This is a genomic window from Variovorax paradoxus (genome assembly GCF_024734665.1).
Classification (GTDB): Bacteria; Pseudomonadota; Gammaproteobacteria; order Burkholderiales; family Burkholderiaceae_C; genus Variovorax.
In genome coordinates, this window is sequence record NZ_CP102931.1 from 4,292,325 (window position 1) to 4,306,957 (window position 14,633).

At 58.4% G+C, this 14,633-nt stretch carries 14 protein-coding genes and 1 tRNA gene; 5 read left to right on the forward strand and 10 right to left on the reverse strand.

From position 1 onward, the window contains the following. Positions 1 to 129: 129 nt before the first annotated feature. The 4 genes from NWF24_RS20250 (at position 130) to NWF24_RS20265 (ending at position 3,623) form a co-directional block, all read left to right on the forward strand. Positions 130 to 954: an HNH endonuclease gene (locus NWF24_RS20250; RefSeq protein WP_258350092.1), complete on the forward strand. Its 825-nt coding sequence runs from the start codon at positions 130 to 132 to the stop codon at positions 952 to 954. An 85-nt stretch (positions 955 to 1,039) separates the two neighbouring features. Next, positions 1,040 to 1,927 carry an HNH endonuclease gene (locus tag NWF24_RS20255; protein ID WP_258350094.1) on the forward strand — a complete coding sequence of 296 codons (888 nt, stop codon included), beginning with the start codon at positions 1,040 to 1,042 and terminating at the stop codon, positions 1,925 to 1,927. Positions 1,928 to 1,978: 51 nt separating this feature from the next. Beyond that, positions 1,979 to 2,818 carry a hypothetical protein gene (locus tag NWF24_RS20260; RefSeq protein ID WP_258350095.1) on the forward strand — a complete coding sequence of 280 codons (840 nt, stop codon included), beginning with the start codon at positions 1,979 to 1,981 and terminating at the stop codon, positions 2,816 to 2,818. Positions 2,819 to 3,041: 223 nt separating this feature from the next. Then, positions 3,042 to 3,623 carry a class I SAM-dependent methyltransferase gene (locus NWF24_RS20265; protein WP_258350096.1) on the forward strand — a complete coding sequence of 194 codons (582 nt, stop codon included), beginning with the start codon at positions 3,042 to 3,044 and terminating at the stop codon, positions 3,621 to 3,623. A 2-nt stretch (positions 3,624 to 3,625) separates the two neighbouring features. Here NWF24_RS20265 and NWF24_RS20270 read toward each other — a convergent pair whose 3' ends face one another. The 8 genes from NWF24_RS20270 to NWF24_RS20305 all read right to left on the reverse strand — a co-directional run bounded on the left by NWF24_RS20270 (position 3,626) and on the right by NWF24_RS20305 (position 13,121). Next, the gene (locus NWF24_RS20270) at positions 3,626 to 4,669 is read right to left on the reverse strand and encodes a glycosyltransferase family 2 protein (RefSeq protein ID WP_258350097.1); all 1,044 of its coding nucleotides are present in this window, start codon (positions 4,667 to 4,669) and stop codon (positions 3,626 to 3,628) included. 493 nt (positions 4,670 to 5,162) lie between these two features. Next, positions 5,163 to 5,897 carry a hypothetical protein gene (locus tag NWF24_RS20275; RefSeq protein WP_258350098.1) on the reverse strand — a complete coding sequence of 245 codons (735 nt, stop codon included), beginning with the start codon at positions 5,895 to 5,897 and terminating at the stop codon, positions 5,163 to 5,165. A gap of 246 nt (positions 5,898 to 6,143) precedes the next feature. Further along, complete coding sequence (yhhB, locus tag NWF24_RS20280; RefSeq protein ID WP_258350099.1) at positions 6,144 to 8,291, reverse strand: cyclophane-forming radical SAM/SPASM peptide maturase YhhB; 2,148 nt, start codon at positions 8,289 to 8,291, stop codon at positions 6,144 to 6,146. Further along, entirely contained in the window at positions 8,291 to 8,485 is a 195-nt protein-coding gene (gene yhhA / locus NWF24_RS20285) for a YhhA family cyclophane-containing RiPP (RefSeq protein ID WP_258350100.1), read from the reverse strand. Before yhhA ends, yhhB begins: the two co-directional genes overlap by 1 nt. Before the next feature lie 382 nt (positions 8,486 to 8,867). Then, entirely contained in the window at positions 8,868 to 9,554 is a 687-nt protein-coding gene (locus tag NWF24_RS20290) for an ImmA/IrrE family metallo-endopeptidase (protein ID WP_258350103.1), read from the reverse strand. Positions 9,555 to 9,757: 203 nt separating this feature from the next. After that, positions 9,758 to 10,852 carry a site-specific integrase gene (locus NWF24_RS20295; RefSeq protein ID WP_258350104.1) on the reverse strand — a complete coding sequence of 365 codons (1,095 nt, stop codon included), beginning with the start codon at positions 10,850 to 10,852 and terminating at the stop codon, positions 9,758 to 9,760. 45 nt (positions 10,853 to 10,897) lie between these two features. Next, positions 10,898 to 11,803, reverse strand: a complete 906-nt coding sequence (locus NWF24_RS20300; RefSeq protein WP_258350105.1) for a hypothetical protein — start codon at positions 11,801 to 11,803, stop codon at positions 10,898 to 10,900. A gap of 190 nt (positions 11,804 to 11,993) precedes the next feature. Further along, positions 11,994 to 13,121 (reverse strand): hypothetical protein, encoded by a 1,128-nt coding sequence (locus tag NWF24_RS20305; protein WP_258350106.1) that lies wholly within the window; start codon positions 13,119 to 13,121, stop codon positions 11,994 to 11,996. 138 nt (positions 13,122 to 13,259) lie between these two features. Here NWF24_RS20305 and NWF24_RS20310 point away from each other — a divergent pair, with 138 nt between their 5' ends. After that, the gene (locus NWF24_RS20310) at positions 13,260 to 13,526 is read left to right on the forward strand and encodes a helix-turn-helix domain-containing protein (RefSeq protein ID WP_132754550.1); all 267 of its coding nucleotides are present in this window, start codon (positions 13,260 to 13,262) and stop codon (positions 13,524 to 13,526) included. A gap of 80 nt (positions 13,527 to 13,606) precedes the next feature. On the opposite strand, the gene NWF24_RS20315 is transcribed toward NWF24_RS20310, so the two are convergent. Together NWF24_RS20315 and NWF24_RS20320 are read right to left on the reverse strand one after the other, a co-directional pair. Further along, entirely contained in the window at positions 13,607 to 14,122 is a 516-nt protein-coding gene (locus NWF24_RS20315) for a hypothetical protein (protein WP_309148840.1), read from the reverse strand. 431 nt (positions 14,123 to 14,553) lie between these two features. Further along, positions 14,554 to 14,630 (reverse strand) — tRNA-Pro (locus NWF24_RS20320). Between the last annotated feature and the right edge of the window lie 3 nt (positions 14,631 to 14,633).

Here is a 14,633-nt window from a genome sequence, read left to right on the forward strand (position 1 = left end):
TGGGTCAGATTCCCTCTACAAATGATTCCATTAGCACCCACTTGTGCTCACGCGAGCATGCTGATCGACCTTTCGATGCATCTCGTCGACAGCCCGCGCCAATCTCAGCCCATTCTCCGAGATTAACGAATGTCGAACATTAATCAAACCGAGCGCGCTCGGCTCGCATGGGCAGTTCTGGCCGACGTAGCCAAGCATCGCGGCACCATCACTTACGGAGGACTGGGGAGCCGCATCGGGGTTCACCATCGAGCCATTCGATATGTCCTGGGGCCGATACAAGACTATTGCATGGAGTCCAGACTACCTCCACTTACGATTCTCGTTGTCAATGGCTCAGGTAGACCCGGGACTGGATTCATTGCTCACGATACCAATGATCTTGAAGGTGGACTCGAATCGGTTTGGAACTACCCATGGTCAACGATCGAGAATCCTTTCGACTTTGCTGCTGAGGGCATCTCATACGATCAACTGGTCACGTTGCTCACAAACGAGCCGGACACTTCGGGCGAGATCTACCAAAAAGTGAAGTCTCGTGGCATCCAACAGATACTCTTCAGAGATGCGGTTAGAAAAGCATATTCGATGCGATGTGCGTTCTACGGTGTGTCATTTCCAGATGCGCTAGATGCATGCCACATCGTGCCTTGGGCATACGCAACGCCGCAACAACGAATGGATGTTCGCAACGGGCTCTTGTTGAATCCGCTGCACCACCGCCTATTTGATAAGGCATACATGACGATAACTGCGGACTATAAGATCGTTTACTACGATCCGCAGAGCAAAGACGGTGCTTACACTGTCACGGAAACCGCACTGACGGTTGCGCTGCACAACATGGCAATGAATGCTCCTCGACTTCAAAAACATCGCCCTCTCGCCGAAAACATCACTCTTCACAACAAGCTGGTCGGTTGGCAATTTGAGAAATCAACAATCTCGCGGTAGTTACCTTCTATCTGCTAGCTGGCATCGGCGCCCCCTTCAGAATCGACTCTCCGGAAATTCGCTCTTCATAAAGAAAAGCGCCAAAATGAAAAACCCACTAGAGCCGAAACTTGAGAAGCTCATCTGGAAGCTGTCCCGACTGAAGCACGCCGTTGTTGTTACTCAAAACAAGAACATGCCGGCGTCTGGGAACTTCTTCGCGACAAGAGGGCCGCACAACATTTACCACAACGGCTTCTGGATTTCTCGTCCTCCGGAGGCGGACGCGGTTTCAGCTGGCGTCCACTTTCAGAAATCACCCGAAGATAAGCCGAACCTGGTCTGGCATGGAGATTGGCTCGAACCAGAACAAGAAGAAGGCAGCCGGCGTTGGATATTTCGCCTTTCGCAAGTTTGCGGCCCATACGAGACCTACCGCTCATTCGAGGATCTGTTCGGCGTACGCGCCCAACCGTCCTTCGTGTACATGCGAAAACGACCCTCGGCAAGACTCGCAGCAATGGAAAGTGCGTCAGACCGAGTCCGCACCCAACTCGAGGCACTGCTCCACAAGCTAGCGAAAGTCCCTCTTACCGGTGACGAGATAACAGTACTCGCCAAGCGACGGCTCGGCCACGGTGCGCTGAGAGACGCCGTGCATGCGCTCTTTGGCAGCACGTGCTGCCTCACTGGCATCACCACCCACAGCCTCCTAGTCTGTTCTCACATCAAACCCTGGTCTGCATGCCGTCCGCACGAGAAGGTCTCACATCACAACACACTCCTACTGGCAGCAAACTGGGACGCCGCGTTCGACAAGCGCCTCATCAGCTTCAGTGACGATGGCATAGTCATCAAGTCCAACGCAATCCAACCTTGTGACGCCGCACACCTCGGCTTAGACCTCGCCCTCCGACTTCCAGCCTATCTCCTTACCGATGAGCGCCGCCAGTTTCTAAGGCACCACCGTGCTCGACTTGTCCAGCGCGAGTAGTCGTGCCGGTGCCAGTTCAGTAGATGACCGTCAACTCACGAGAACCCCCTATTGCCGTCGGTTGGACGCGCGGGGATTTGGATTGAAATCGGCTCAACGCGGCTGCTGGAGCGCACGCATGACGTTTGCAACACAGGCTTCAATTTTTCTCAAGCACAGCCACCCAACGGCCAACAAGCAATGCAAGGAAGAAAATCGTATTCCCCTGATGTCAATCCAGATCCGCACTGGCTGATCAAACACGCAGCGCTTTCGTATGCAAACCAGTGGTTCGTCACCGACCGTGTTTTCATGAAAAAACTAAAGGCGGAAGGCTCGCTTTGCATAGACGCTGATATTCTCGGCGCACTCGCCGCAAAGTATATGGTGGCACGCGGATTTAAGAAGGATGCGAAAAAACCAAAAAGTACCGCTCGCTGGGTAAAAGCCGCCGCACTTCTGGAAGCAGCTGCGACCAGCACGCAACCAGTCCATGAGGCAGTTCGTGCGTTAGCCACAAGTCTAGGAAGGGTTGCTCCTGCAAGAGACACAGAGAGCACGCTTCTCTCGGCCGCCACAAAATTTCTCTGGTTTGCCGGTCGACATGAAGTACGCATTCTGGATGCACGCGCAGTGAACGCACTTTCAGAGTTCAGTGGGGAAAGCGGTCTAGGATGTGACTACCACCGGTACTCTACGGCTTGGAATAAGCACTTTAAGGAGCATCAGAGTCAGATCAAATCTGCCATTGCTCTGCTTCCCGCACATCTCGAGTGGACAAGCATTCCCCTCGACGAACATGGAAATGCGAGGCGCGCGTTTAAACATCATTGGTTTGTCGAACGCGTCTTCGACAAGTACCTATGGACGGTTGGCACTTCCGGACGTGGTTCCGCTACTTCGTTTGTCTAAAAACCACTGGCAGCGCATAGCTGCGCGATCACGCATTCACGGTTTTTTGTCTCGGAGTCAAGGCACGCAGCCATATCCTCATAGTCACGAAATGTGGTGCGAGCTAAATGACGCTGAGACTCATCCGTGGAGACCTGGCCAGCACCAGCCATGAAACACGTGTCGATTGGTTCGCGTTGAGGAGTGAGTATGCTGGCGAGGATTAACTGAAGCACGAGCAGCCATGACGACCACTAGCTTGACCTTCGACGTCAAAACTGACGACTACCTTATATGGCAGGGACAGGTGGTGATGTCTCGTTCAGAGCACCCGTACTTTTGCCAGCTGTTCGAGTGTCTCGCAAAGGATTTGCGACCGACGCGCGTCCTGGAGATAGGGTTTGGTCTAGGAATCTCTGCGGATCTGATTCAACACTATCTTCACCCTGCCGAACACCATATCGTCGAGGTCGACACAGGGATCTATGCGGACCTTGTGCAGTTCGCTAGTGCACAAACGGGGGTCGTTCCGTACCTAGGTGACTGGCGCAGCACATCCCTGCCCGCCCCCTTCGACTTGGTGTTCTACGACCCCTTCGACTACTCATCTGAACCAGACGATGTGGTTAGTGAGGCGAGCTTGCTGCGACGGCTGGTAGGTAATGAGGGGGCGCTTTGCCATCCGCACTTCGGCGATGGTCTCCCGCGATCCCTACCAGGCTTTCAGACGGCGATCCTCGAGCGATTTTTGGTTCCAGAGATCGAGATGGCGGACGGGACGCATTGTGGTCACGCTGCAGCCGTGCTCTGCTTTTCAGAAAAATAGACTCAGCCGTTGCAGAGGAGTTCGGCGAGCGGCCCCTCTTCTTCGTCGGCCAGTTTGAGCACAAACCCCAGCAATCGCCCTGGCGACAGGATGGCTGGCGTTTTGCGAACCACTTTTGCCAATGCAGCGAGCCTAGGTGGCACATTGACCTCATCGCCACAGACAGCAGGCAGCAGTCCGAAGAGCGCAAGCTGGTGTCTTTGCCTCGAGCGTACAAGACGGCTCAACGTTGGCCAGCCATATGGTGAACGCAGGAAGCGCTCTGCTTCGCCGGGTGCACCCCAGGCCTCCATCCATTGGGCCTGTCGGGGAAATCCAGAGCAGGCGAAATAGCCGGGAGCCTGCGTCATAAGTCGCCTACGCGATGGAAGAGCCTGGGCACTTTCCACCCTGTCACGCCAAACATTGCCGCTGCTCTTGGCTCTCATGAAGAGCCGTGTCGTCTCAGCCAAGACCAATTCGCCTCGGTCATCAAGTTCATCCCGGTGCCCACCCCACGCACGATAGTCCTCCAGCAAGAATGCGCAAACCTTGTCATCCACTACGACTTGTCTATCTTCTGGCGCGAACCAGCGCTCCATGTCATTGTCGACTTCACGGCAGAGCTGGCCGAACAAAGGAAATTCGAGATTGAATTCGCGGCTGGTGACGGCACTCGCTTCCAAAAGCTGCCCGCAATTGCCGTAATGAGCGTCGACCATGGTCTGTGTGTAGCCGGGCAGATAGATCGTGTCAGCATCGGCCTGAAGGACCAGTACATCCTCTTCGGGCATCTGTTCCCGTCGAGCGACGGTCATAACAGCGGCCACGCCTGCCCGTCTGGCGGAAACATAGCCGCGCTTGAGCTCCTGGGTGATTAAGACATGTCCAGGTGGCGATGCTTTCTGGATCGCCAACATCACCTCCGCCGTTCCGTCGCTTGAGCCGTTGTCCACGAGAACCAATCGCCCAAGGGGCTCCAGCCCATCTCCAAATCCCAACGAAGCGCATGTCGCCGCGATGCAACCCTCTTCGTTCAGACATGGGATAACGCTGAATATCTCCATTGCCGGATTGCTCAGGTGGTACGGTCTATCCTTGGTCTGATCCAGCGAAGGATGAGCTGTGTGAATCCCGGCGGAGTGGCATCCACGAATCCAGACGCCTCAGCAGCGCGCCGCGAAGCGACGTTTGACCGACGCATATGGGCATAGATGGTGTCGTGTGTGCTGAGTTGACAGGCCTTCGCGTAGCCAACACGGCCAATGCCTCGCCCCTGGCTTTTGATGTTTAAGTAGATTTGTAGTGACGCATGACGACCGATCGGCGGCTCATCGATCACGTTGACATAAACCTCGCCCGCCCGAACACCACCGACTTCAATGCGCCACTTCTCACCACCCGGGCCTTTGCCTTTACCAGGTGTTCCGGCAACCGATATCAAATCCACCTCATTGGCGGAGACCCTCGCCTCCGCCAACCGAGGTTTAACGGGCCGCGGCTTAGGCGTCTCCCTGGCCGGTCGCCTACGTTTCGGTGCGCTGCTGGTACGGTGCGCTGTCACAAGATTCCCGCCAGGCCAGCCCGCAAATGTCGGTCGACAGGTTGCCAAAACTCTGCAGGGAAGAACCCAGGCGAGTACGCAATGGACACATCCTCTATGGTCACTTTCGATGCCACCAGCGCATTGATGATGTCATCGACTTTCGAAAACATCGTTGGCAGGTCCGGGTCGAGTCGGGGGGTACGCTCGGGCCAAGCAGAATCGCCGTCATAGCGATTATTGAAGTAGTCCATGTCAATATGAACAAGCGCCGGACGCCCTGCGATACCGCGCGACCATATCTCCGCATCACTGGTCCCCAGATAATTCTGGGTACCTGGCGCCGCCTCGACGAATTCAATCGCAAGCCGCTCGGCGTCTGGATCAAGCAAAGTGTCAGGGACGGTGGTGAGCTTGAGCATTTGTCGCACATCGGCTCGCATCTTCGGTGGCTGGCAGAGATGCCTCACGATCGCTTGCGGGCACTGCCATAGAAATGGCGTCATGAAGCTGCCCATACCAATGGCGCCGCTTTCGATGGCCCGCTGCACCGTCAATGGGTCCGTCAACCGCACTTCCTCTTGGGTGATCGCATCAACCAGCGCACCGTTGACCATGTACAGTCGTGGCGATCCGAGATCACGATGATCGTCCACATGCAGGACTACGGCGTGCTCGATGGTGCTGGAGGGAACTCGAGCCAACCATTCGCTCCAACCGAGAAGCGTCCACGTGTCGTAAAGCGAGGTCATGATGCGGCCCTCACGCCATCGTGCCGACCACATAGAACCCAACGAAACCCCTCGCCCCCACCAGCCCAGGCCAACCTCTAGGTTGGGGTCAACATGCCGCTCCGCCTTGTCAGGCCAACTCAGGTGAAGACGAACGTCGCCGGCGGATTCGGTCGCGACTGCATCTTTGTCGCAAAAGTAGTCCCGCAGAAAGCCGTGCCAATCAGCGGAATTTTGCGGCAGTCGACCTCTAGGTATACGCACGCACTACTCCTGTGCCGCGGCCTCTAACACAGCTACTAGCGAACGACCAGTAGCTGTCAGAGGGCATCCGGCCAACGTAAGGAACGCTTCGCTCAAACGGGCGTCCGTATCCATCAGCTGATTCTCGGCACGCGTGTTCAGCCGATCCACGTTCAGCGAACGAACGTGCTTCCAGAAGCGGCGGAGCTCGACAAAGACGAAGACAGCATGAAACAGCCCAGACGGTGGCCGCAGGTCTTGACGCCAAGGCGAGACAACCTTGCGGCTTGTCGATTCGACCACGGGCGCGACTCGCTCCAGCAGATAAAGCTTCTGATGACGGTACTCATGAAGTAGGGAGTCCGCTAGGTCGTAGGCATCCACCAGCTTGGCTCGCTGCGTTACCGAGACATAAAGGGCCCCAGGCACCGCGTTGTCGCTGAAGGACACAATTTTGTCGGGATCAGCAGCGGGATCTCTGATGAACTGGACAGCCCGGCAGATCCTTCTCAGCTCTTGTGCGACAGCCGGGCGCCACGCATGGAGGATTTCAAGCGCTTCATGCAATAGCGGCTCGGCCGCTGGCAAGATTTCCTGCCCTTCAAAATGGATCGCGTTGCCGAAGGGGCGGCGCAGCCAGGCATCGTCCCCGTGAACCTCAGGCGATTGCTCAGACGATTCTTGCAGTCGGGCTAGCATCCAATTTGCATATCCCGCATCCCGGCCAAGCGGGCTTCCATCAACAGCACTCACTGGGCGGCCGGCGTCTATCGCCAGCATGGCATTGCTCCATGCGATCGCTCCAGGCCTCTGTGCGAGGAGATCGATGGTGGACGGCGAATCAAGCAACACTTTTGCCGCCGCAGGCTCCCCGGAGTCGCTACTGGAGCCCTCGAGCCAATGCAGGGCTCGTCGCAGTCCTATGGACTGGTTTGATATCGCATTTGCCCAGAGACTTGCAACGGCCTCCATGGAAGTCTCAGCGCACTCGAACTGCCCCATGTCATGGCTGTAGTGGGCTGAGACGGCGGTGGGCGTTCCCAGCTCGAGCGAGTCGGCGATGCGCGCCTGCACATGACGAATCAGGGCGCGCATCTCCTTACAATAAATCGTCGGGTTCTTGAACCCGTTTAGCCCATGTCGGTGCGGGACGGAACCGCCACCACACACATCTACAACGTCACAGCTACGGCAGCTGGCGCACAAGCCCTCTTTCTTCAGCAGTGCACGATGAGCCGCAAGGGCCGTAGATGCTGCCACATCTGAAATGGGCGTATCTCTCACACTGCCGTCAAGTCGGGTCGCGCCCTGCGAAACAACCTTGAGCACGTCCAGATCATGGAAGGTGCCGTCAGTTTCGACCGTAATGAGGCTCACATCGCCGAAACCAAACGCATCCGTCTGCGAAGGCATTCCCGCCACGGCATCGAGAAGCGCCTCGAAGGTGCGAACCTGTAGACCAGAGTATTCAGTGAACCAGATATCAAAAGCGTCGATGAGCCATCTCTCATAGACATCTGGCTGTTCAAGCCGTCCCGGCGGCGGGCGCAGGTGATGCGCGTCCGGCAATAGGAAATCGAGCCGCGGCACCTGTTGTTCGCTGAAGAACTCCAGCAGTTGACGTGGTGGCGTCCGAGGATCAATAACCGCAATAACGCCCGCGAACACGTCCGGCGCGCTTCGCAACAGCTGTAAGGCTCGATAGGTCTGCTCGAAGCTTGACCGGCCGCGACGAGACGTCCGATGCAGATCGTTCGCCTCCTTCGGACCATCCAGGCTCAAAGAAATGCCGATATCGGCGCTCGAGAACTCATCTATCGCTTCTCGCGTAAGCAGGAGTCCATTGGTCTGCATTCCAATGTCCAACTGAACGTCCGCACCCACCGCTTCCCGAAGTTGAGCCGCAAAAGCCACGAGTTCGCTGCTGCCCATGAGCAGAGGCTCGCCGCCATGAAAAACAACGACGCAGCGCCGTATCTCAGCGTGCTGGACGTATGAAGCCAAATTCGAGGCAAACGCCTCACGATTCTCGAGAGAAAGCAGTCGAGGCATAGACCGCCAACTCTGATCCGCATGGTGATAAACGTAGCAGTAGTCACAGTCCAGGTTGCACCTGGACGCTACCTTAACGAGGAACGAGGTAAGTTGAACCTCGCCGGCTGAAACAGCCACTACGAGCGGTTGTGACGGTGGTGCATCCGGTCGTAGCTGGTGATGACTTCGCTAACGTCCGTGCTCTTCAAGATCCGTGTTTGAAGGCGCTGCAAGGCGGGATTGGAGTGTTTGCCACGCGCGATTGCGTCACGCACCTCGCTCTTCTGATCAAGATCCTCATCTTGAGGTTGCTGCATCGTGTTTAAAACCATAAGACAGCTCTCCTTGTGAGAGGAATGTTAAACGGTGTAAACGGCTCGCGCAATATCTTAATTAGCGGGCGGCTTCAGTCAGTTGTTGAGGTCAACCTCAAATATTTAACTTTGACGGAAAAGAGCTTGAGGCATTGCCTCTCTTGAGGCCGTAATGGCTTCTTGCTTGGCAAGCATGGAGCCCCCTCAAGTCCGCTTCCACTCTAAAGCGTGGCATCGAGGATACTGGCCCACGACGTGTTGACTAGCACGCGATCCGCTCGAAGTTGCTACGCAAACCGGCGACCAAATGAGCCGGCGCGCTTTGCCTCACCTCATTCCTCCAGATTCCTCGGCCTTTCTCGTTCAGAAATCGACAACGCCGATCCATTCCATTCGCTAGCTAGGCATGCAGGTACGGCGCGACAAGGTCCAGCTCATCCAATCGAATCGCCATCGCACGCACAGAGACACCAAAGTACTGCGCCAATGACTTGAATCGAAGTCGATCAAACTGCTGTGCGCGTGCCACCGCGTCAGCGAACAGCAACGACCCTCTGGGTTGCGAAAACATCGACCCGAAGTCCACCTTCAGGTGGTAAGCCACCGTCTCAGTGAGCACGAGAGGTTGCTTTGTAAACCGCGCCTCGAACTCAGCGATGACCGCCTTCCGGGGCATAAGCAGACATGCGGCGAAGTAATCGGCCTGCTGCTCAAGCAATGGTCTGCCGCCGCGAGGGCCATCCACAGGCATTTCTCGATGAAGCGTTCGGTCCCCCACTGCCGGATGGAGGATGAAGTGGCCGATCTCATGCGCAGCAGTGAAGCGCTGAACTTCAAAGGGGAACCTTCTCGATACGAGGATGGTTGAGCGGTCTCGCTGCCAAAGACCTGCAGCCTCGCCACCTCCGCGATAGTCGGTGTCGAGCCGGTCTCGCACATCAAAGTAGAGATCGCAATGGTCGGCCACATTCCGCGGATCGAACAGCGTGGGGATGTCGGGCACGCCAAGCGGATAGCGCACGTCCCTACGGCTCCAGATTTCGATTTGGAGTCGACGCGCTTCTTTCTCAATCGCGACTTTGTCCATCGTGCACCTCGCTGGCCTAAGCTGGCTACAACACCCTCCAGACGCTAGATGTAGCGTCCGCCATGCACAAGATACGCTACATCTAGTGTTTTTGCAAACATTTGACTTCGCACGCTGCGCCGACTGAGGTGCGGAAGGCGTCGAGGTCGTGCGCGAAAGAATCTGACGGCCGGGGCCAGGTCAAGCCACCCCCACTTGAATTCTCAGTTCGAGATTGACCCAAACGCATTGCGCTCAAACGGCGATAGGCCCCTGATGTAGCGATGCACAGTGCTCTCGGAGCGGTGCCCTGTTTGCCGTTGGATAGCCCAAGTGGGCACTCCCGCCCGCGCAGCTGCAGTGACCAGCCCAGAGCGCAGGCTGTGCGCCGAAAACCCACTCGGATCGAGACCGCAATCGCGCATGCGCCGCCGCATCACACCTCCAACCGCCGCTCCGCTGAGCCCACCTCCGGGCCTTCCGTACCGGTCCACCCTCCGAAACAACGGCAGCGCGCCCATCGCCTCTTCCTGGCTCTGCTTGCGCAGCTGTTGAATCCAAGCCTTCAGCAGCTTGACCGGGCACATCCGCCCCGGCCCATGCGGCAACGCGACCACCCTACCCTTGCCCTGCTGATCCGTCTTCGATCGCACCAGCGTCACCGTCACCCCTTGGGCATCGAACGCCAGGTCTTCGAGCTTCAATCTCGCCAGCTCCGATCTCCTGAACCCTCCCGCAAAGCCCACGACCAACAATGCCCGATCCCGCAGGTCTCGCAGCGGGTCCAAGTGGCGCTGCGGCTTGGCGAGCACTCGCAGCATCTCCACGCTCAGGGGCTTGGCTTGCCGCTGTGCCGAGCCGTGCACTCGCCGAATCCCACGCATGGTGGTCCGGACCAACTCCGAGCGCGTGGGCGATGGCTTGCCCAGTACGGTGTGCGCACTGGCAATCGCGGCCAAACGCCGATTCAGCGTGCTCGCCTTGACCTTGCCTGCGTATGCCGCCAGGTATCTGGCCACCATGGCCGGCGTCGCCGGGATTCTTCCGCCCCAGTCTCGGAAGTGCCGCAGGTCACCGGCATAGGCGCGCCGGGTGCTGTCGGCCACGGAACTGACAAGATAGTGCTTGAACTGGGGAAGCGGCTTGATGGGCTTAGCGAGCCTGGTGTGCCTAGCGGTGGTCTTCCTCGCCTTGGCGGCGCTAGACGCGATAGATGCGCCCGTCGATGAATCGATGCGAAACTTCTTCATGGTCTTGCTCGCGGTTGAGTTGACGCTGATTGGTTCTTGAGAATGAACAACGCCCGCATCGGCGGGCATTGGGGGTGTCATGCCATAGGAGCACCCATGGCCGTGTTCCGAGTCCTACAGGGCGGCGGAGCGGGCTCGCGGGATGCTCACTGCCACCGTCAGGTAAGCCGTCTGATCACCCAAGCCGGGCCGGCTGCGCAGCCGGATGGTCAGGTGCAAGGCGCCCTCTCCCAGCGCCTCGCCCAAGCTGCGCCCCAGGCCGCGCACCACGCGCACGGTGAGCTGGTACTCCGACGGGGCCCACAGCACCAGCACCGCGCCCAGCGCTTGCTCCAGCCAGACCCCGCGGTGCCTGAACTCCTCCAGCACCTGCACCATCGCCGCATCCAGCTGCGTGGGCTCGTCCAGCGCTTGGGTGAAGAGCTCCAGCTGCACCTGGCCGAAGTCCAGGGTTTCGACGACATCCGAGTGATCCCAGGCCGCCTCCAGGATGGAGAGGCCCGCAAGGACGCTGCGCTGCAGCGCCACATAGAACCACTGCAGAGGCGCCAGTTCGGCCGGGACATTGACGTCCGCGATGTCGATGCGCGCATCGATCGAATCGCACAGGATGCCGAGCATCGAATCCGCGTGTGGCGACGGGTGGTTGTGTGCGCCGAGGACGATACCGATGACGTGGGCGTCCTGGTCCCACATGCGCCAGATGAGGCACATGGCCGCTTCGATCTCCGCGGGCTTGATGTCGACGCCGAAGGCCAGGCACAGGATGCAGGTGTCTGTAAGGTCCACCTGGCTGGCCGAGAGGATGGCGTCGCTGTCTGATGCCCCCTTGGCCTCGTGGTTCTCATCGGCCTCGATGAAGACCGGCTGCTGCTTCAGGAGGTCGGCCAGCGGGGTGTGGTGTGGCGTGTCGATGTGGGTGTGGAAGCGCTGGGCAAAGTGGCGCCCAGCTTGTCCGATGCCAATCAAGCGCACTGCGGCGCTCGGCCCACTGTCGGCGGATGTGTGAAGAACGTTCATAGGGATGACCTGTGGCACCGCGCGCGAGGGCGCACGGTGCAAAAGAATGAAGAGAAACGAAGAAGAAAAAAGAAAGGGAAAAGCAGAAACAGCAAAGGCGCCGGACCGGCCTGGTGGGCCAGCACGGCGCCTTCGCAAAGGGCTGTGGTTCGTGACGTAGGTGGCTACGTCATCGGCTTGGGCTTGCGCTTCAGCACTGGCTGTCCAGGCTCTCGGCGGTGAAGTTCTTGGCGTCGGTGCGCGTCAACTCGCGCAGGCACACCGGCGTCTTGCTGCTGATCGCGCGGTCGAGCAAGGCGTAGTCCATGCGCCGCATCTGTCCGGCCTGCATCCAGACCGTGTTGCCCCTGCCGGTATGCAAGCACACCGCCTCTTCGCCACAAGGCTCGTACTTGGTGATCAGCGACATGAGGTTCTCGGGGCCGGTGCTTGGGGCAGATGGCTTGGCCTGGACCACAGTTGCTGGAGTCGATGGGGTGTCAGCACCACGCTGGGGATTGCCAGCCGCAATCATGTCCGCCGCTTTCTGCAGCTTGGCCTGCTCCGCCTGTTCGGCTGCAGTGGGGGCCGCAACCGAGGGAGACGCAACAGGCCGAGTCGCCGCCGATGCGGGAGCGGGGGTAGTGGGCTGCGCGCCAGCCGAGGGCGCTGCAGGCTGCCCATACTGCATCGACGACGGGATGGCCTTGCTGTGGGCCCGCAGGACACTGCGCATGTGTTCGTCGAAGGCCAGAGCGTCGGATGCGACTTTCAGATACGGCGTCGTGGTCGCGGTGCTGTAGCTGACTGACGTGCTGAAGGTATTCGCCCCCTCGTCCTTGACGATCTTGTACGCAACCGATAGCCGCAATGGCGCTTCACTGACCTTGTCGCCGGTCACGACACGTATCACCGTGGCGTCTGTCTGATATTGCTGCGATCTGTCGATGTTCCAGTACAGCTCGGGGGGAATGCCGTACTTGAGGGCCGAGCCCAGCGGGTTGCCCATCCAGTCCATGAAGAAGTTCATTTTCTGAACCACGGCGGGCTTGAATGCGAGCGTCAGGTGTACCTCGCACGAGCGCCGCTTGATCGATTCGTCGTAGGACGTCACGACGGGCGTTCCGGCTTCAAGGGATACGGTATCCGCCGTCTTGAACTTGTAGCTGCCAAGGTCTTCGTCGTGCCCTTTAGCGACCATCCGCAACACGGACTCGATGCGCTGCGGATCGTTGCACGGCGGGGTTTCGGGGCCGCAGCCGACGAGCAGGACGGAAGTTGAAATGGCCACACTGGCCACGAACAGTCGGTATTTGGCCTTGCGAATGAAATGGAACATGGTTGAGTTCTCCTCGATTCTTGATAAACGCCCCATCCGAATGAGGCGCACAACTGGAAGGTCCCTGGGTACTAGTCCAGCATAATGTTATCAATAGACACGTGTCTATTGGATACATTTAATTGAGAGTGATGCGCGATGCGACCCAGCCGCAACGCGCTTCTTCTGCAAGCTCTCGGAACCGCTCTTAAGGAGCGGAGAAATGAGCTTGGCCTGACGCAAGAGGACGTTGCCGGCGCCGCCGAAATCGATCGACCATTCATCACGATGATCGAAGCGGCCAAGAAGCAGCCAACGATCAGCGTCTTGTGGAAGCTGGCCGATGCGCTGCAACTCAGCCCAAGCGACTTTGCGAAACGTGTTGACCAGCGCTATGTGAGCTATCGGACGAAAGCCCGCCAGTAAGGCGAAGGAACGAAGCCACACCGCCTCGCGTCGACAGAAAGTCCCGACTGCGCTAGATCAGGACCATTGCGACGTGACGCTCAGTACTCTTCCGGCAAAAGCAGGGTCGTAACGCTGCGATCTGCTTCGGTGATCAGCCAGATTCGGTTGTCGTGATCGCCAGCGTCCCGTGATGGCGGTACGGGTGCTGCACCTTTTTCGTCCGCCGCTTGTAGCGGCAATCGGTATACCGAGAGCACACGCAGGCCATGCTCGAGCGCGTCTTCGTTGGTGACGACGTCTTCGGGGTCTATTTCTCCCCAGTCGCCAGTGATATGCCTGGCCAACAGAGCAAACGGGTTGCTGTTGGTGACGTGTAGGAGCGCCAGCGCACCTGGTGTTGCGACAACACGGCCCAGCGCAAAGCGCGGTGAGCTACCGGGCTTGAGAAAGTTGCTCAGAAAGTCCTTCACTTGCATCTCCATAGGAAAGAAGCGCCCATGCGGCAGCCGCACCTGGCCCCAGAGGGCAAGGTGCAGCGGTCGAAAAAGGCGCGCGGGGAACGAAACGAAAACGGCCACCAGGGACAGCGGCAAATGCGCTGGCTTGGCGGCCATCGAGGGCTACAGGCGGCGGTGTGCCTGCATACGGGCTAGGTTTGCTTGGCTTGTGCTGGCAGGCCTAGTCCGTGGATGAATTATAGCGCCAAAAGTGACAAAATGTAAGAAATTTGACTCAAAAACACTCGAATTCGAGTGTTTTGGGGCCGTATGAAGCCCTGTAGAGGCACGTGCCTCGAGCCATGCGTCAAAAGCGCCTCTTGGCTTGTGCAGGCCAGTAAGGGCCGGTGAGGCGAGTCGTGGTTGAGCCGCTAGCGCCCTGTGCCTAGCTGGAGCAGGACACGCGGGGCACGGCAGCGCCAAGCGGGCTGTGTCTTGTGCACCCGTGCGCATCATTGGACCTGCGCAATTTAGGGCATACCTAGGGCACGGCGCCCGAAAATGACAAAGGGGTTAGCAACTACTACGCTGCTAACCCCTGTCAATACTGGTCGGTGTGAAAGGATTCGAACCTTCGACCCCTTGCACCCCATGCAAGTGCGCTACCAGGCTGCGCCACACACCGAAG